Source organism: Bradyrhizobium sp. (assembly GCF_030646015.1).
Lineage (GTDB): Bacteria > Pseudomonadota > Alphaproteobacteria > Rhizobiales > Xanthobacteraceae > Bradyrhizobium.
Map to the genome: position 1 here is coordinate 1 of NZ_JAUSLT010000125.1, position 16,560 is coordinate 16,560.

Consider the following 16,560-nt stretch of genomic DNA (forward strand, 5'->3'; position numbering starts at 1 on the left):
CATTGTTGTCGGCATCCGCGATCGCCAGGATCGGCACCTGCCGGGTCCGTTCCAGCGAGCGCGCCTGGCTGCACAGCCGCAGGCCGTCGAAATTATCGAGGCCAAGCGAGACGATCAGCAGGTCGTAATTGCCCTCGGCGGCGTGGAACAGCGCTTCCGACGGATTGGCTTCGACGTCGACGGTGTGCTCGGTAGAGAGCACCGGCGCCAGCCGCTCGTAGGAGGACGGCCGGTCGTCGACCAGCAGGATGCGACCGCCCTTCCCGGTATCGGACACCGCGCTGCGCTCCGGCGCCTGCACGCCGATCTCCAGCGAGGTGATGGCGCGCATGCGCAGCTCATCGGTCATCATCTTCAGACGGGTCAGCGACCGCACGCGGGCGATCAGCACGACGTCGGACACCGGCTTGGTGAGGAAATCGTCGGCGCCGGCCTCCAGACCGCGCACGCGGTCGGCCGGGCTGTCGAGGGCGGTGACCATCACCACCGGAATGAAATGCGTCGCCGGATTGGATTTCAGCCGGCGGCAGACTTCAAAACCGTCCATGTCCGGCATCATCACGTCGAGCAGGATGATGTCGCATTCGGCGCGCGCGCAAACCTCGAGCGCCTCGGCGCCGTTGGAGGCGGTCAGGACATCGAAATACTCGGCCGACAGCCGGGCTTCCAACAGCTTGACGTTGGCGGGTACGTCGTCGACGACCAGAATACGCGCAGACATCGAAATTACTCCTATCCGATAAAACGCCGGACGGTCTCAATAAATTTGCCGACCGAAATCGGCTTCGACAAATAAGCCTCGCAGCCGCCCTCGCGGATGCGTTCCTCGTCGCCCTTCATCGCGAAGGCGGTGACCGCGACCACCGGAATCGCGCGCAGCTCCGGATCGTCCTTGATCCAGCGCGTGACCTCGAGGCCGGACACCTGAGGCAGCTGGATGTCCATCAGGATCAGATCGGGACGAAGCTTGCGCACGAGATCGAGCGCCTCGAAGCCGTTGCTGGTGCCTGAGGTCTGATAGCCGTGCGCCTCCAACAGATCGCGAAAGAGCTTCATATTGAGCTCGTTGTCCTCCACGATCAGGACGGTTTTGGCCATCCCGTCCCTCCCAATCCCTCTAAGGAAACAGATCCGGCTGCGGTGCATCAGGCACTGCGGCCGGGTGTCGATATCTGATTCAAACTAGCGCCAGATTCGCTCTAACCCGTTAAGCTCACATGCCGTCTTTATGCGAAGTGGTTTCCACTTGCTTGAACACGTTCCGCAGACTCGGGCATGATGCTTACAAAATAGAGACCATAAGTTAGCGAAAGGCAAACGGACCAGTTGAAAAAGCCTGTTCACAACCCCCGGGAAGTAGCTGAAATCGTTGCGGTTCAGGCGCTGTCCTTCATCGCCTCCGACCCCGAGCGGCTGGGCCTGTTCCTGGCCGAATCGGGAATCGGCCCGGAGACCCTGCGCACCGCCGCGGCCGACCCGCGATTCCTGGCCAGCGTGCTGGATTTCATCATGCGTGATGACGCAACCGTGAAGGCCTTTGCGAGCGTCTCGCAACTCCACCCCACCAACATTGCCGCGGCGCACCAGGCGCTGAACGACCCCCAATGGGAGCGCGACGTGCCGTGACCTCGCCCGCGCCAGCGCTGGGCGGGCCGACCTGCTTTTGCCGGGATTGCCTCGGCGATCTCGACTTCGCGGCCAGGCGATGCGGCGCCTGCGGCTCCCCCCGCCTGGTCCGGCACCACACCCTGCCAGCCCTGACGCTGGCCCACATCGATTGCGACGCGTTCTACGCCACCGTCGAAAAGCGCGACAATCCTGAGATCGCCGACCGGCCGGTCATCATCGGCGGCGGCAAGCGCGGCGTGGTCTCGGCGGCCTGCTATATCGCCCGCACCTTCGGCGTGCGCTCGGCGATGCCGATGTTCAAGGCGCTGGAGCTGTGCCCGCATGCCGCGGTGATCCGCCCCGACATGACGAAATATGTCCGGGTCGGCCGCGAGGTGCGCCATGCCATGCAGGCGCTGACCCCGCTGGTCGAGCCGCTGTCGATCGACGAGGCGTTTCTCGATCTGGCCGGCACCCAGCGCGTCCACGGCATGATCCCCGCGAAAGTGCTGGCGCGTTTTGCCCGCGAGATCGAACGCGATATCGGCATCACCGTTTCGGTCGGCCTGTCCTGCAACAAGTTCCTCGCCAAGATCGCCTCCGACCTGGACAAGCCGCGCGGCTTTGCCACGCTCGATCAGGAACAGGCGCGCGCCATGATGGCGGACAAGCCGGTCGGTTTCATTTACGGCGTCGGCCCGGCGACCCAGGAAAGGCTGCTGCAGCGCGGCTTTCGCACCATCGCCGATCTGCAGCGCGCCGACGAGATCGAACTGATGAAACAGTTTGGCGGCGAAGGCCGCCGGCTGTGGCGGCTGGCGCGCGGCATCGACGACCGCAGCGTGGAGCCCGAACGCGGCGCCAAGACCATTTCCAACGAGACCACGTTTGAAACCGACATCCGCGATTTTGCCACGCTGGAAAAGACACTGTGGCGACTGTGCGAGAAAGTATCGTCGCGTCTGAAGAACAGCGACCTTTCAGGTTTGACCATCACGCTGAAACTGAAGACCGCCGATTTCAGGCAGCGCACCCGCTCGCAATCGATCCACGCCCCGACCCAGCTCGCGGCGAAGATTTTTGCCGTCACCCGCGAAATGCTGGCGAAGGAAATTGACGGCACCGCGTTCCGCCTGATGGGCGCCGGCGTCAGCGCCCTGCGCCCGGGATCGCTGGCCGACGACACCGACATGCTGGACCGCCGCTCCGCCCACGCCGAACGCGCCATCGATGGCTTGCGCAAGAAGTTCGGCGATGCCGCGGTCATCAGGGGCATCGCCTATGACGGCCCGGAGAAGGAAGAGGAGGAAACGTAGGGTGGGCAAAGCTGTCGCCCTCGCTCGCAGAGCGAAGGCGACAGCGTGCCCACCGCCTCCTGAAGAAAGAATGGTGGGCACGGCGCAAGCGCGCCTTTGCCCACCCTACAATCCGCGTCGCGATGGCCATTTCCTTGTATTCTGACGGGATTATTGTCCGCCCCCTGCTCCGTCAGGTCTGCATTGTCAAGCTCGGTTGGCACGGTTCCAATCGTGCGCGCCCGATCGTCGCGGCATTGTCGCCCATGAATGGCCACCATTGCCCGTCACTACCGCCACATCCGACGTGACCGACACCGATGTCGTCCGTCCAGATCGCAAACCCGACATCAATGTCTGTTGCGCGCGCCATGGCCTTGCTCATCGAGCAAAACGCCGATTGACGCTTTAGGCGTCGACGAAAATCAAGGAAGCTTAATGCTGAGAACTACCCTTATTGCCGCAGCGCTTTGCTGCGCGTCATCGATCGTTCATGCCGAAGTATGCACCGCCTCGCAGTATGGCGTCGGCGATGGTTATCACGGCAAGCGTACGGCCTCCGGAGAGCGGTTCAATACCCACGCCCTGACCGCTGCGCACAAGACCAAAGGTTTTGGCTCCCACGTTACCGTCACCAACCAGGCAAATGGCCGAAGCGTGGCTGTTCGCATCACGGACCGTGGTCCCTTCGTCCGAGGCCGATGCATCGATCTGTCGCGCGCCGCGGCCAATGCCATCGGCATGGGCGGCACCGCGAAGGTGATGGTGCAATAAAGGTAACCGTAGCCCGGATGGAGTTGTAGTTCGGCGCCAAGCGCCGAACTACGGCGCAATCCGGGGCAACGCAGGGGATGAAAGCATCCCGGATTACGCCATCGGGCGCGCATACGCGCGACCCGCTGGCTCCATCCACAGGCGGCCCGCGAAAACCACCACACGCGCTCGTGTTTCGCAGATTGATCAGGATATCCGGCTTCTGCAGCCCGCAAGACGGGTCGGGTTGACTCAGCTCAATGCGGTGTTGGCCGATTGATTCCAACTATCCCGGCTTCGAATAACGCGCCGACTATCCTGAAGGACGGGCCGCATGCAGAACTTCAAACGGACATTCTGGAGCATGCTCGCGGTTCTGGTCTTGCTATGGCTGGTTGCGGAACCCACCGTATTTCAGTCAACCACGTTCTTTGCCCTTCGCGGAGCGATGGTGCAGCTGAGTGGCATCGTCGCGATCGGCTGCATGAGCGTTGCGATGATGCTGGCGCTGCGGCCGCGTTGGCCAGAGCGGTGGCTCGGCGGTCTGGACAAGATGTATCGTCTGCACAAATGGCTCGGCATCGCGGCTCTGGTCATCGCCATCGTCCATTGGCTCTGGTCCAAAGGACCGAAATGGGCGGTCGGCTGGGGCGTGCTGGAGCGGCCGGTGCGCGGACCCAGGCCCGCCATCGAAAATTCAATCGAGGCGTTCCTTGCGAACCTGCGCGAACCGGCTGAAGGCCTGGGCGAATGGGCTTTCTATGCCACCGTGGTTCTGGTCGCGCTGGCGCTCATTCAGTATTTCCCCTACCGGCTCTTCTACAAGACGCATCGCCTTCTCGCCGTCGCTTATCTGGTGCTGGTCTTTCACGCCGTCGTGCTGATCAAGTTCAGCTACTGGACGTCGCCCGTCGGAGGCGTGATGGCGCTGCTGCTTGCCGGCGGCACATGGGCGGCTGGCGTCGTCCTTCTGCGCCGGGTGGGGGCCGGGCGACAGGTCAAAGGCGCGATCGCTTCGCTGCAATACTATCCCGGCGTCAGGGCACTCGAGAGCGAAATCGAGGTGCCGCACGGCTGGCCAGGCCACAAGCCGGGCCAGTTCGCCTTCGCCACGTCTGACGCGTCGGAAGGAGCTCATCCCTACACCATTGCTTCCGGCTGGCATGCCGAAAACCCCAGGATCACCTTCATCACCAAGGAACTGGGTGATCACACGAGCCGCCTGCGCGAGAAGCTCCGGGTCGGCCAGGAGGTGACGATCGAGGGGCCGTATGGCTGCTTCACCTTCGATGACGCCTGCCCGCACCAGATCTGGATTGGCGGCGGCATCGGCATCACGCCTTTTGTCGCGCGCATGAAACACCTGGCCATGCAGAAGGGGACGCCCGATCGGCCTGAAGCCCGAACCGTCGATCTGTTCCATCCCACCGCCGACGTTGACGAGCAGGCCCTCGGCAAACTGGCGGCCGATGCCAAATCCGCCAATGTCCGTCTGCATGTGCTGGTCGATGCCCGTGACGGACGCCTGACCGGCGAACGCGTTCGCGAGGCGGTAACGCAATGGCGCGAGGCGAGCATCTGGTTTTGCGGTCCGGCGGGGTTCGGCGAAGCGCTGAAACGGGATTTCGCCGCGCACGGCTTTCCCGTCAAGGACCGTTTCCATCAGGAGTTCTTCGCCATGCGGTAGCGAGGATGCAGTCGCGCCATCTCACTTACACGGCTTGGAATCCTTGACGTCGAACTTGCCGAGCGCGCCGGAGATGACGAAATCGTTGTAGTCGAGCACCAGCGCCCGCGAGACGCCGTTTTCGAACAATTCGAACGACATCGCATAGACCGGGGTCTGCTCGCCGTCCTTGGCCTTGGCGTCGCGGTCGTAATAGCTCACCGTGACCGGCCAGCGCTTCAGCGACTTCATGACGTCGTTGGCGGTGGAGGGATCGGGCGTCTCGATGCTGCGGTCGCCCGGGATCGGCTGGCCGATCACCGACAAGGTATTGTAGACTTTTTCGCCATTGTCGGATCCGTCATAGACCATCAGTTCAAGCACCGATTTGCCCTCGCGCGCGGCGGTGATGATGCGCTGGATCTGCTCGGTCGGAAATACCGTGGTGCCATCCAGCGTGAAGGTCTTGGCTTCGGGCTGTTTCAGTTTGACCGTGATCTGGTTGCCGCTGCGCTCCGCCATGCCGTCGACGGGGCTGGAATCGGTGTCGTTCATCCGGGTCGCGATCTTGAAACGATAGCTCTTGCCGTCGCCGTCCTCCCAGGAGGTCGAGCGCAGGTCGCTCAGCGTCAGCTTGCCCTCGCCGCTGTCCAGCTCCGAGACCTGGCGGAATTCCGAGGTGTAGCCCTCGCAGGCGCTGCCGGAAAAATTGTAGAGGATGCGGCCGCGCGCGCTGTTGATCGAATTCGAGCCGCGCGACTTCAGCAGCTTGAGTTCATACAGCGCCTGATGCGCGAGAAACGGGCCGCTGGCCGCGGCCTCCGCCCCGCCGCCGGCAAAACCCACGATGACGACGGCGGCGGCCGTCAGCAAAAGCGGGCTGACTTTATGCGGCAAAATCCGGAACCAGCGAGCCATGTATTGTCTTCCTTGCGCCGTGAATCCTACATTACTGACCGCCCTATTGCGCCGCAACTAGGGCCGTTTCACAAAAAAGCACGAATTGCCGGCGGGATTGCCGGCGTTTTCGGCCGGTTCCCGGCCAATCGGCGGCTCGCTTGCATGTGATGGCACGATGCGCGAAACAAAGCGGCCCGGCCGCGTCGAGACCGGGTGCAGAACAACTTGAACGTCAATTCAAACGGGGACGAAACATGGCGGGTACGGTCGAGCAGAAACTTGCGGCGCTGGGCGTGGTGTTGCATGAGGCCCCGACCCCGGTGGCAAATTACGTCGGCTTCGTCCGCACCGGAAACCTGCTGTTCGTGTCGGGTCAGGTTTGCGTCAATCCTGACGGCAAGCTGATCGCCAAGGGCAAGCTCGGCGCCGGCGTCACCGTCGAGCAGGGCAACGCCGCGGCCAGGGGTTGCGCGATCAACCTGCTGGCGCAGATCAAGGCAGCCCTCGGCGATCTCGACAAGGTCGTCCGCGTGGTCCGGCTCGGCGGTTTCGTCAATTCGGCGCCGGATTTCCTCGACGGCCCAAAGGTGCTGAACGGCGCCTCCGACCTGATGGTCGCGGCCTTCGGCGACAAGGGCCGCCATGCCCGCACCACCGTCGGCGTCTCCTCGCTGCCCTCGGACGCGGCGGTCGAAGTCGAGGGCGTGTTCGAGGTCTCGTAAGGGAGACGCCAGGGTGCGCGCGCCTGACTGGCTGACGGCGCGGCCGGTGGCCCATCGCGGGCTGCACGACGCCGCGCGCGGCGTCATCGAAAACATGCCCGCCGCAGTTACCGCCGCGATTGCGGGCAATTTCGCCATCGAGGTCGATCTGCAGCTCACCGCCGATGGCGAGGCCATGGTGCACCATGACGACGCGCTCGGCCGCCTCACCGAAGGCTCGGGCACCCTGCTCGGCAAGACCGCGGCCGAGCTCAAAGCGGTCAATTTCAGGGACACCGCCGAGCGGATGATGTCGCTCGGTGATCTCTGCGCGCTGGTTTCCGGCCGCGTGCCGCTGGTGATCGAGGTGAAGAGCCATTTTGACGGCGACCGCAAGCTGGTGACGCGGATGGCCGAGGTGCTATCAGGCTATTCGGGGCCGGCGGCGGTGATGTCGTTCGACCCCGACCAGGTGCTCGCGTTGCGCCAAACCATCCCGGATCGTCCGCGCGGCATCATTGCGCAGACCAACTATGATGACGCCTACTGGTACAAGCTGACGCCGGAACAACGCCGCGGCATGCTGCATCTGCGCCACGCCTTCCGCACAAGGCCGCATTTCGTGGCGTTCTGGGTCAACCAGTTGCCGGCCCCGGCCCCCTGGATCGCCCGCCATGTGTTCGGCCTGCCGCTCCTGACCTGGACCGTGCGCACTCCGGAGCAGCGCGAGCGGGCGGCGCGCTACGCCGACCAGATGATCTTTGAAGGCTTCGTGCCGGGAACCTGATGCGCGCCGCCTGCTCTTGAAGTCGCGGGCGCAATGCCCGATCTTTGGCGGTGTTGGTCACCACATGCGATGGCTGATCGCAACGCGTGACTGGTCTTTTTGCTGATGGCGTCATCCGAAATCACCTTGGAATCGCTGCCCTCCGTCAGCCAGATTCCGGCTGCCGACTGGGATGCCTGCGCCAATCCGGCTTGCGGCCCGGACAGCCTCGACGGGCTCGACACTCTGGCCTCACGTGAGGCGACAGCGGAGTCCGGCGCCGCATTAAGACGACCCTATAACCCATTCGTTTCGCACGCATTTTTCTCGGCGCTGGAAGCGTCCGGCTCGGCCTGCGCAAGAACCGGCTGGGGGCCGCGGCACCTCGTCGCAAAACTCGGCGGCGCCATCGCCGGCATCGTGCCGTGCTATCTGAAATCGCACTCACAGGGCGAATACGTGTTCGACCGCGGCTGGGCCGATGCCTATGAGCGCGCCGGTGGCCGCTACTATCCGAAACTGCAGGCCTCGGTGCCCTTTACCCCGGCCACCGGCCAGCGCTTGCTGATCCGCGACGGCGTCGATCGCGAACGTATCGGCACCGCACTGGCGAGCGGACTGGTCGCGCTGTGCGAGGCGACCAGGGCGTCCTCGGTGCACGTCACCTTTGCCCGCGAAGCCGAATGGAAGTTCCTCGCCGAATTCGGCTTCCTGCAGCGCACCGACCAGCAGTTCCACTGGCATAATCACGGCTACAACTCGTTCGATGATTTCCTCGCCACCCTCAATTCGCGCCACCGCAAGGCGATCAAGCGCGAACGGCGCGAGGCGCTCTCCGTCGAGGGCATCACGGTCCACGCGCTGACCGGCCGCGACATCACCGAAGACGCCTGGGACGCCTTCTTCGACTTCTACATGGAGACCGGCTCGCGCAAATGGGGCCGCCCCTACCTCACGCGGGAGTTCTATTCGCTGATCGGCGAAACCATGGCCGATGACGTGCTGCTGGTGATGGTCAAGCGCCATGGCCGCTGGATCGCCGGCGCCATCAATTTCATCGGCTCCGACACCCTGTTCGGCCGCCACTGGGGCGCGATCGAACATCACCCGTTCCTGCATTTCGAGGTGTGCTACTATCAGGCGATCGATTTTGCGATTGCGCGCGGCCTGAAAACCGTCGAAGCGGGCGCGCAGGGCGAGCACAAGATCGCGCGCGGATACCTGCCGCAGACCACCTATTCCGCGCATTACATCGCCGACCCCGGCCTCGCCCGCGCCATCGACGAGTACCTGAAGCGCGAGCGCGCCTACGTCGCCGAGGCCGCGCGCGAACTCACCGACGCCGGACCGTTTCGCAAGGTTGCCGACGAGCCGTCTTGACGGTTCCCGCATCCAGAAGCGAGAGTACAATCGAATTTCGAGGAGACTGCCATGCCCGCCTACGACACCAACAACATCTTCGCAAAGATCCTGCGCGGCGAGTTTCCCTGCCACAAGGTGTATGAGGACGACCATGTGCTGGCGTTTCTCGACATCATGCCGCGCGCGCCCGGACACACCCTGGTGATTCCGAAAGCCCCTGCCCGCAACATCCTCGACATCACGCCCGAGGATTACGCCCATGTCGCGCGCGGCGCCCACAAGATCGCTCATGCCGCGATGACGGCCTTCAAGGCCGACGGCATCACCGTGCAGCAATTCAGCGAGGCCGCCGGCGGACAGGTTGTGTTTCACCTGCACATGCACGTGATGCCGCGCCACGACGGCATCGCGCTCTTGCCGCCGGCCAGCCGCAAGGAAGACGTCACTGTTCTGGAGGATAATGCGACCAAGCTGATCGCGGCGCTGAAGGGCATGTAGAGCAGCTCTCTCACCGTCATTGCGAGCGAAGCGAAGCAATCCATCTTGCGGCAAGCAAGAAAGTTGGATTGCTTCGTCGCAAGTGCTCCTCGCAATGACGATTCGAGAGACCTCACTCCGTCTCGAAATCCCCGGGATGCGGTTGCGCCAGCGGGGTGAATTCGCAGCGGTCGGGCTTGATGTCCAGGAGCGGCGTCTCGTCGAGGCAGTCGAGGCCGCGCACCAGCACCACATTGCCCTCGATGCCGACCAGTTTGACGATCGAGGTGCCGATCGGATTCGGCCGCACCGGCGAGCGCAGCGAAAAGGCGCCGCGGGTGTTACCGTTGTCCTTCGGGCTCTGCAGCACCAGATCGCGGCGCGACTGGTGCAGCCAGTAGATCACCTCGAGATTGCTGTAGAAGTCGACACCCTTCAGCGCCGGCAGCCATGGCTCGAAAATCTCGAGCCGGCAGACCGGGCCGTCGTGGCGGCCCTGCCGTGGCGTCATTTCGCGCGAGGTCCATGGCGTGCGGATGCGGCCGATGAAGTAGAGCGAAGCGTTGCTCGCTTTCGGCAGATCGACGGCGAGTTCGCCCTCGCGGACTTCAGTCTTGGCCACCATGTCTCTAGTCCAGTGAGATGTTGAGCTTCTTGATCACGGCCGACCACCTGTTACGGTCGGCATCGATGAACTCGGTAATCGCGGCGGCGCTACGCGGCCGCAGCGCGGGAAAGCCGATCTTCTCCAGCGAGGCCCGGAAGGCGTCGTCGTTCAGCGCGCGGTCGAGGCTGGCGCTGACTTTCTGCGCGACATCGTCCGGCAGCTTCGCGGGTGCTGCGACGCCGAACCAGACGCTGACACGGTAATCGGGGTAACCGCTCTCGGCGATGGTCGGCACGTCGGGCAGATCGGGGCTGCGCTTCTCCGAACTCACGCCCAGTGGCCGCAACAGGCCCGCCTTCACCGGCGGCAACGCCGTGCTCAGCGTGTCGAACATTACCTGGATGTTGCCGGATATCAGATCGGTCAGCGCCGGCCCCGCTCCCCTGTAGGGCACGTGAACCATGTCGACGCCCGCGATCTGCTTGAACATCTCGCCGGCCAGATGGATGGTGCCGCCGGTGCCGGCCGATCCGAAATTGACCTTGCCGGGATTCGCCTTGGCATAGGCGACGAACTCAGTAACTGTCTTGGCCGGTACCGATGGGTGAACTTCCATCACCACGGGCAGATCGGTCATCAGCGACAGCACCCGAAGATCCTTCACCGGATCGTAGGGCAGCTTCTTGTAGAGCATCGGGTTGAGCACGATGATGGACGCCGCCGTGACGAACAGCGTGTAGCCGTCGGGCTCGGAACGGGCCACGATCTCGGCGCCGATCGCGCCCTGCGCCCCGGCCTTGTTCTCGACGATGACAGGCTGCTTCAGGTCGCGGCTGAGAAATTCGCCGACCAGACGGCCGAGCACATCCGTGGGGCCACCCGCGGCATAGGGCACGACCAGCTTGATGGGCCGGGTCGGATACTCCGCCGCGATGGCGGCCGGCGTCGCGGCAAGGGCTGCAACAGTCAAAAGACAGCCAGCCAGAGCCGACCTTGCGCGCGAATTCATTGCCGATTCCCCGTGATGCGTTTGAGTTGGCGGACAGTATCAGCCCAGCCACCATTTGCCAGCCAGCATGATGGCCTCGCCGCCGACCACGCCGGCAAAAATCGACCGCCGCGTCAGCATGAAGATGGCGAATCCGGCGGCTACCGCGCCGTAGCGCAGCCCATCCGGCACGCTGGCCAGCGCGCCGGGCGGCAGCACCAGGATTTGCGCGATCACGCCGGCGAGAATCGCGGTCGCGACCGCCCTCACCCATACCAGCAGTTCGGAGCCCTCGTCGACGCCGCCGCCAAACCAGAGGCCGAGCATGCGCCAGACCTCATTGGGCAGGAAGCCCGCCACTACGAGCACCAGCAACGCATGCCAGTCGCCGATAAAATCGCTCATGCGCGTTCCCGCCACCAGTGAACGCCATAGGCAATGGTGCCGGCGGTGACGCCGCTGATCAGGATATCGACGCCGGTGTGCAGCAGGGATACCAGCGGAAACAGCGCCAGCCCCAGCACCAGCGCCAGGACATCGGAAAGCTGTCGACAGTTGCGCGCAGTCGACAACAAAAATGCCAGTGGCGTCAGCAGCAAAATGGCTGCGCCGAGCAGTGGCGGCAGGTTGGCGGCCAGCCCATAGCCGAGCGTGGTCGCGGAAAGGCAGACCAGACAGAGCCCGATGCCGAGCCCATGCGTGAACGCGATCCGCCGCTCACGCGGCACATGCGGCAGCAGGCGAACGCATTCAACCCACAGGGTGACGGCGATGAAATGGGTGACCAGCACCAGATGACGCCGTTTTGTCTGAGGCGTCCGCATCATCGGTAATACGGAGACCACCATCGGAAACAGCCGGATCGCGCTGACGGTGACGGCAATCGCCGCCTGCACCACCGTCGCCCCTGACCCCAGCGTCGAAATCAGGATGATCTGCGCCGGCCCCGCCCAGACCAGCGCCGTGCTCGCCAACACCCATCCGAGGCTGAAATGGGTGTCGTGCGCCAGCGCGCCGATGCCGATATAGGTCGCAAACAGCACCAGCGTCAGCACCGTCGAGGCGACCGAGCGCATGCCCCATGCGAAGGCCCGCAAGGGGCTTTGCCAACTGATCGAGTCGAGCGGAGGAAGGGCCAAGGGCCACCGGACCATGTGAGTCGTGTCAGGGCATATCGATAGCGAAAGGCACCAGCGTCAAGCGAACCGCAGGCAGAGCAGCCATCCAGCTGAGTTCTCTGCGATCATCGTCATGGCCGGGCTTGTCCCGGCCATCCACGCCTTCTGCTGACAGTTAGGACGTGGATGCCCGGGACAAGCCCGGGCATGACGAAGTTCGGTGCCCACCCTCACCCCCTCATATTCATGTTCCGCAGCACCAGGCACGCCCCACCTACGCGGCGGATGCGGGTGCAGAGTTCGTCGGCGGCGGGGCGCGTGTCGGCGCCGATCCGGACCTGATAGAACGTTCGCGTGCCGCGGCTGCGCCAGATCCTGCCCGAGAGGCTTGGATCCTGATCGCCAATCACGGTGCTCAAGCGCTTCATGGCCCGTGAATACATCGCCAACGCCCGGTCGCGATTGAAGCCGGCGGCGAGTTGCACGCCCCAGAGCTTGTCGGCGCCGAGTTTGACGTGCTGCTCCAGCTCGGTGACGAAGGGATTGGGCGCGCGTCTGAGCAAGGCCATCAATTCGCGGCAGGACGAACTCGGCGCGCGGTCGGGCAGCTTGTCTTTCGTGCCGGGCCTGGCCCATTCATCGACCGTAGCACCCGTGATGGCTGACACGTAATTGCGCGTCTCCTGCGGCATATAGCCGGAGCCATCAAGCCATTCCCGCACCCGCCGCGGTCCGGCATTGTAGGCCGCCGCCGCCAGCCCGAGATTGCCGAACTGCCCGCGTAACTCGCGCAGGAATTCCGCGGATTTCGGCAGTGCCTGTACCGGATCGAAGGGATCGAGCAGCCGGCGCTCGCTAGCGGTTCCCGGCATGAATTGCGCGATGCCTTGCGCACGCTGGCCGCTGCGCGTCACCGGTCCGACCGCATCGGATTGAAAGCGGCTCTCCTGCCAGATCACGCGGGCGAAAAACTCCAGCGGCAGGTCGTTGGCCTTCGCCGCCGATTCGATCATCAGGCACATCGCCTCGCGGGTGTCGGTCTCGCGCGCGTTGTCTGCAGGTTTCGCCGCCCTGTCCTTGCTGTCGCCACTGGCGGCGGGTTCTGCGACCCCGGGCTTTGCGATTTCAGCGCCAGCCGCTGCGGGCGCATCCTCGGCCATTGCCCGCGCCGCAGGCTGCGAGAGTGTCACGACGACAGCGCAAAGCGCAGCTCGCAGACCAGTGACAGTTCGCATGGGAGCTCTGCTATCCGTTAGCCGCGCTTGACACGGGGAACCGACCGTCTAGCTATCCAAGTCCAGCTATCCGGAAGAATGATGGCGCGGATGTGGGAGCGCAAGGCATGACGGCAGCTTCGGACGACCAGCTCGGCTTCGCACCCGACGACGACGCGCCGATCCGATATATGCAACGGACCCGCGACTATTATGCTGCGATCGGCTACACCACGCCCTATCGCTGGGCGCATTTTGTCGATGCGCCGTTCCAGCCGCTGAAACAGCCGCTGGCGCAATCCCGCGTTGCGCTGATCACCACCGCGGCACCGTTCGACCCCGCCAAAGGCGATCAGGGCCCCGGCGCCAAATATAATGGCGGCGCCAAATTCTATACGGTCTATGACGGCGATACCTCCCGAGAGCATGATGTGCGGATCTCGCACATCGCCTATGACCGCGTGCACACCAGGGCCGACGACAGCGGCACCTGGTTTCCGCTGCCTCAGCTGCGGCGGCTGGCGAGCGCGCGGCGGATCGGCGAACTGGCGCCCCGCTTCTTCGGCGCGCCGACCAACCGCAGCCATCGCGTCACCATCGAAACCGACGCCCCCGAAATCCTGGCGCGCTGCAAGGCCGACAACGTCGATGCCGCCGTGCTGGTTCCGAACTGCCCGGTCTGCCACCAGACCATCAGCCTGGTCGCCCGGCATCTCGAGACCAACGGCATTTCCACCGTCGTGATGGGCTGCGCCAAGGATATCGTCGAACACGCGGCGGTGCCGCGGTTCCTGTTCTCGGATTTTCCGCTCGGCAATTCGGCGGGCAAGCCGCACGATCCGGCGTCGCAGGCCTTTACCCTGGAGCTGGCCCTGCGGGTGCTGGAAACCGCCCCGGGGCCCCAGACCACGGTGCAGTCGCCGCTGCGCTGGAGCGCGGATGCGGCGTGGAAGCGCGACTACAGCAACGCCGGCGCCTTAAGCGCCGAAGAGCTGGCGCGGCTGCGGCGCGAATTCGACGCCCAGAAGGAAATCGCCCGCGGATTGCGCGAGAGCGCGGCCTGAGGGCTTGCGGTCGATCGAAACAACCTCGTTTGGCAGGAAAAAGCCCTGAAATCGCGGCTTCTCCAGCCATCATCAATTTACGTTAACGGCGCATTTTGCCGGCCGTGGCCTTTCGCGGGATGCGAAGCCGGGTATGGTCCCCTTCTTTATCAGGGGATTTTCCATGCTGGACCGGCGCCAGAACGCACGCGACAAGGTGATTTACGGCGGCGTCGCCGAGAGCGATGGCGCGACACGTGACTGCGTGGTGCGCAACATCTCCGAAAACGGCGCCAGCCTGGAGTTCAGCAACGTCATCAAGCTGCCAAGGGAACAGATGTCGCTGAAGATCGCCCGAAAGGGCCAATCCTTCCTGGCCAAAGTGATCTGGTGGCGCGATAATTTTGTCGGCGTCGCCTTCCGCGCGGAAGCCCCTGTCGAACTGCCGGTCTCCGATCTCGAGGAACGGCTGCGCAAGAGCGAAAAGAAAAAGCGCCAGCTGCAGCGCCGCATCAAGGAGCTGATCGGCGAAGGCTGAACGCCCGCGCGACGCACCTTATCCATCAAAAAAGCCGGCGGTCTCGCGACACGCCGGCTTTCTGATTCCTGATGTCAGCGGCTCACACCTTGACCAGCGGGCCTCGTGAGGCCGGGCCGCTCGACCCGCCGGGGCCGCTGGGTTTCGGCTTGCGCGGCATGCTGCGCTTGCGCGCGCCGGGCAGTTTTTCCGGCTTCGGCGTCACCGGTCCCTCGACATATTCGAAGCCGATTTTCTCGTCGCCCGCCTCCGCGCTGGCTTCGTCCGCGACCAGCACGACGCGGACATGGCCGCCGCCCTTGAGCTTGCCGAACAGAACCTCGTCCGCCAGCGGCTTCTTGATGTGTTCCTGGATCACGCGCGCCATCGGCCGCGCACCCATCTGCTCGTCGTAACCATGCTTGATCAGCCACGCCTTGGCCGGCTCCGACAATTCGATGGTGACGTCGCGGTCGGCCAGCTGCGCCTCGAGCTGCAGCACGAACTTCTCCACCACCATGCCGATCACATCAGGATTGAGATGCGCGAACGAGACGATGGCATCGAGCCGGTTGCGGAATTCCGGCGCGAACTGGCGGTTGATTGCTTCGTGATCGTCGCCTTCCCGCTTGTTGCGCGTGAAGCCGAACGCCTGGCGCGCCAGATCGGCGGCGCCGGCATTGGTGGTCATGATCAGGATCACGTTGCGGAAATTGACCTGCTTGCCGTTGTGGTCGGTGAGCCGGCCGTGATCCATGATCTGCAAGAGCACGTTGTAGAGATCCGGATGCGCCTTCTCGATTTCGTCGAGCAGCACCACACAGTGCGGGTGCTGATCGACGCCGTCGGTCAGAAGGCCGCCCTGGTCGAAGCCGACATAGCCCGGAGGCGCGCCGATCAGGCGCGAGACCGTGTGACGCTCCATATATTCGGACATGTCGAACCGGATCAGTTCGACGCCGAGCGAGGCCGCGAGCTGTTTTGCAACTTCGGTCTTGCCGACGCCGGTCGGACCCGAGAACAAATAGGAGCCGATCGGCTTTTCCGGCTCGCGCAGGCCGGCGCGCGACAGCTTGATCGAGGCGGAAAGCGCTTCGATCGCCTTGTCCTGGCCGAACACCACGCGCTTCAGCGTCTGTTCGAGATGCTTTAGCACTTCGGCATCGTCCTTCGACACGCTCTTGGGCGGAATCCGCGCCATGGTCGCGATCGTGGTCTCGATTTCCTTGATGCCGATGGTCTTCTTGCGCTTGTTCTCGGCGACCAGCATCTGCGCCGCGCCCGACTCGTCGATCACGTCGATCGCCTTGTCCGGCAGCTTGCGATCGTGGATATAGCGCGACGACAGCTGCACCGCGGCCTCGATCGCCTCGTTGGTGTATTTCAGCCGGTGATAGTCCTCGAAATAGGGTTTCAGGCCCTTCAGGATCGCGATGGCGTCTTCCACCGTCGGCTCGTTGACGTCGATCTTCTGGAACCGGCGCACCAGCGCGCGATCCTTCTCGAAATGCTGACGGTATTCCTTGTAGGTGGTCGAACCCATGC

The 16,560-nt window shown here is 64.0% G+C and carries 19 protein-coding genes; 10 read left to right on the plus strand and 9 right to left on the minus strand.

Features of this window, described 5'->3' with window-relative positions; genetic code table 11:
- The coding region (locus Q7T45_RS19470) for a response regulator (protein ID WP_304872773.1) at positions 1-721 on the minus strand (721 nt) is incomplete at its 3' end.
- A gap of 11 nt (positions 722-732) precedes the next feature.
- Complete coding sequence (locus Q7T45_RS19475; protein ID WP_027538546.1) at positions 733-1,098, minus strand: response regulator; 366 nt, start codon at positions 1,096-1,098, stop codon at positions 733-735.
- 228 nt (positions 1,099-1,326) lie between these two features.
- Between Q7T45_RS19475 and Q7T45_RS19480 the strand changes: the two genes are divergently transcribed.
- From Q7T45_RS19480 to Q7T45_RS19495, 4 genes are all read left to right on the plus strand, one after another.
- A complete protein-coding gene (locus tag Q7T45_RS19480) occupies positions 1,327-1,626 on the plus strand; it encodes a DUF3572 domain-containing protein (RefSeq protein ID WP_304746199.1) in 300 nt (99 codons plus the stop codon).
- Positions 1,605-2,924 carry a DNA polymerase IV gene (locus Q7T45_RS19485; protein ID WP_304872788.1) on the plus strand — a complete coding sequence of 440 codons (1,320 nt, stop codon included), beginning with the start codon at positions 1,605-1,607 and terminating at the stop codon, positions 2,922-2,924. The genes Q7T45_RS19480 and Q7T45_RS19485 overlap by 22 nt, the downstream gene beginning before the upstream one ends.
- A gap of 417 nt (positions 2,925-3,341) precedes the next feature.
- Positions 3,342-3,677 (plus strand): septal ring lytic transglycosylase RlpA family protein, encoded by a 336-nt coding sequence (locus Q7T45_RS19490; protein WP_304872790.1) that lies wholly within the window; start codon positions 3,342-3,344, stop codon positions 3,675-3,677.
- A 313-nt stretch (positions 3,678-3,990) separates the two neighbouring features.
- Positions 3,991-5,343, plus strand: a complete 1,353-nt coding sequence (locus Q7T45_RS19495) for a ferric reductase-like transmembrane domain-containing protein (protein WP_304872792.1) — start codon at positions 3,991-3,993, stop codon at positions 5,341-5,343.
- Between the two features lie 21 nt (positions 5,344-5,364).
- On the opposite strand, the gene Q7T45_RS19500 is transcribed toward Q7T45_RS19495, so the two are convergent.
- Positions 5,365-6,240, minus strand: coding sequence for a cell envelope integrity EipB family protein (locus tag Q7T45_RS19500; protein ID WP_304872794.1), 876 nt, complete (start codon positions 6,238-6,240; stop codon positions 5,365-5,367).
- 236 nt (positions 6,241-6,476) lie between these two features.
- Between Q7T45_RS19500 and Q7T45_RS19505 the strand changes: the two genes are divergently transcribed.
- From Q7T45_RS19505 to Q7T45_RS19520, 4 genes are all read left to right on the plus strand, one after another.
- A complete protein-coding gene (locus tag Q7T45_RS19505) occupies positions 6,477-6,944 on the plus strand; it encodes a RidA family protein (RefSeq protein WP_304872796.1) in 468 nt (155 codons plus the stop codon).
- A 13-nt stretch (positions 6,945-6,957) separates the two neighbouring features.
- Positions 6,958-7,710, plus strand: a complete 753-nt coding sequence (locus tag Q7T45_RS19510; protein WP_304872798.1) for a glycerophosphodiester phosphodiesterase — start codon at positions 6,958-6,960, stop codon at positions 7,708-7,710.
- 105 nt (positions 7,711-7,815) lie between these two features.
- Complete coding sequence (locus tag Q7T45_RS19515) at positions 7,816-9,069, plus strand: GNAT family N-acetyltransferase (RefSeq protein ID WP_304872799.1); 1,254 nt, start codon at positions 7,816-7,818, stop codon at positions 9,067-9,069.
- 51 nt (positions 9,070-9,120) lie between these two features.
- The gene (locus Q7T45_RS19520; protein WP_304872801.1) at positions 9,121-9,549 is read left to right on the plus strand and encodes an HIT family protein; all 429 of its coding nucleotides are present in this window, start codon (positions 9,121-9,123) and stop codon (positions 9,547-9,549) included.
- A gap of 112 nt (positions 9,550-9,661) precedes the next feature.
- Here Q7T45_RS19520 and tsaA read toward each other — a convergent pair whose 3' ends face one another.
- The 5 genes from tsaA to Q7T45_RS19545 form a co-directional block, all read right to left on the minus strand.
- A complete protein-coding gene (gene tsaA / locus Q7T45_RS19525) occupies positions 9,662-10,153 on the minus strand; it encodes a tRNA (N6-threonylcarbamoyladenosine(37)-N6)-methyltransferase TrmO (protein WP_304872802.1) in 492 nt (163 codons plus the stop codon).
- Between the two features lie 4 nt (positions 10,154-10,157).
- Positions 10,158-11,144, minus strand: a complete 987-nt coding sequence (locus tag Q7T45_RS19530; RefSeq protein WP_304872803.1) for a tripartite tricarboxylate transporter substrate binding protein — start codon at positions 11,142-11,144, stop codon at positions 10,158-10,160.
- Between the two features lie 39 nt (positions 11,145-11,183).
- Positions 11,184-11,528 (minus strand): AzlD domain-containing protein, encoded by a 345-nt coding sequence (locus Q7T45_RS19535; protein ID WP_304872804.1) that lies wholly within the window; start codon positions 11,526-11,528, stop codon positions 11,184-11,186.
- On the minus strand, positions 11,525-12,262 hold the full coding sequence (locus Q7T45_RS19540) for an AzlC family ABC transporter permease (protein WP_304872805.1): 738 nt from the start codon (positions 12,260-12,262) through the stop codon (positions 11,525-11,527). Before Q7T45_RS19540 ends, Q7T45_RS19535 begins: the two co-directional genes overlap by 4 nt.
- 209 nt (positions 12,263-12,471) lie before the next feature.
- A complete protein-coding gene (locus Q7T45_RS19545; RefSeq protein ID WP_304872806.1) occupies positions 12,472-13,476 on the minus strand; it encodes a lytic transglycosylase domain-containing protein in 1,005 nt (334 codons plus the stop codon).
- 107 nt (positions 13,477-13,583) lie between these two features.
- Here Q7T45_RS19545 and Q7T45_RS19550 point away from each other — a divergent pair, with 107 nt between their 5' ends.
- Together Q7T45_RS19550 and Q7T45_RS19555 are read left to right on the plus strand one after the other, a co-directional pair.
- Complete coding sequence (locus Q7T45_RS19550; protein WP_304872808.1) at positions 13,584-14,519, plus strand: glycine/sarcosine/betaine reductase selenoprotein B family protein; 936 nt, start codon at positions 13,584-13,586, stop codon at positions 14,517-14,519.
- A gap of 163 nt (positions 14,520-14,682) precedes the next feature.
- Complete coding sequence (locus tag Q7T45_RS19555) at positions 14,683-15,036, plus strand: PilZ domain-containing protein (RefSeq protein WP_304746226.1); 354 nt, start codon at positions 14,683-14,685, stop codon at positions 15,034-15,036.
- Between the two features lie 82 nt (positions 15,037-15,118).
- Here Q7T45_RS19555 and Q7T45_RS19560 read toward each other — a convergent pair.
- A partial coding sequence (locus tag Q7T45_RS19560; RefSeq protein WP_304872810.1) for an AAA family ATPase occupies positions 15,119-16,560 on the minus strand: 1,442 nt, incomplete at its 5' end.

Bases quoted from the DNA above. Each gene is read 5' to 3' on its own strand.
- Q7T45_RS19475 (WP_027538546.1), bottom strand. From the start codon at position 1,098: ATGGCCAAAACCGTCCTGATCGTGGAGGACAACGAGCTCAATATGAAG.
- Q7T45_RS19485 (WP_304872788.1), top strand. From the start codon at position 1,605: ATGGGAGCGCGACGTGCCGTGACCTCGCCCGCGCCAGCGCTGGGCGGG.
- Q7T45_RS19490 (WP_304872790.1), top strand. From the start codon at position 3,342: ATGCTGAGAACTACCCTTATTGCCGCAGCGCTTTGCTGCGCGTCATCG.
- Q7T45_RS19495 (WP_304872792.1), top strand. From the start codon at position 3,991: ATGCAGAACTTCAAACGGACATTCTGGAGCATGCTCGCGGTTCTGGTC.
- Q7T45_RS19500 (WP_304872794.1), bottom strand. From the start codon at position 6,240: ATGGCTCGCTGGTTCCGGATTTTGCCGCATAAAGTCAGCCCGCTTTTG.
- Q7T45_RS19505 (WP_304872796.1), top strand. From the start codon at position 6,477: ATGGCGGGTACGGTCGAGCAGAAACTTGCGGCGCTGGGCGTGGTGTTG.
- Q7T45_RS19515 (WP_304872799.1), top strand. From the start codon at position 7,816: ATGGCGTCATCCGAAATCACCTTGGAATCGCTGCCCTCCGTCAGCCAG.
- Q7T45_RS19520 (WP_304872801.1), top strand. From the start codon at position 9,121: ATGCCCGCCTACGACACCAACAACATCTTCGCAAAGATCCTGCGCGGC.
- tsaA (WP_304872802.1), bottom strand. From the start codon at position 10,153: ATGGTGGCCAAGACTGAAGTCCGCGAGGGCGAACTCGCCGTCGATCTG.
- Q7T45_RS19530 (WP_304872803.1), bottom strand. From the start codon at position 11,144: ATGAATTCGCGCGCAAGGTCGGCTCTGGCTGGCTGTCTTTTGACTGTT.
- Q7T45_RS19535 (WP_304872804.1), bottom strand. From the start codon at position 11,528: ATGAGCGATTTTATCGGCGACTGGCATGCGTTGCTGGTGCTCGTAGTG.
- Q7T45_RS19545 (WP_304872806.1), bottom strand. From the start codon at position 13,476: ATGCGAACTGTCACTGGTCTGCGAGCTGCGCTTTGCGCTGTCGTCGTG.
- Q7T45_RS19550 (WP_304872808.1), top strand. From the start codon at position 13,584: ATGACGGCAGCTTCGGACGACCAGCTCGGCTTCGCACCCGACGACGAC.
- Q7T45_RS19555 (WP_304746226.1), top strand. From the start codon at position 14,683: ATGCTGGACCGGCGCCAGAACGCACGCGACAAGGTGATTTACGGCGGC.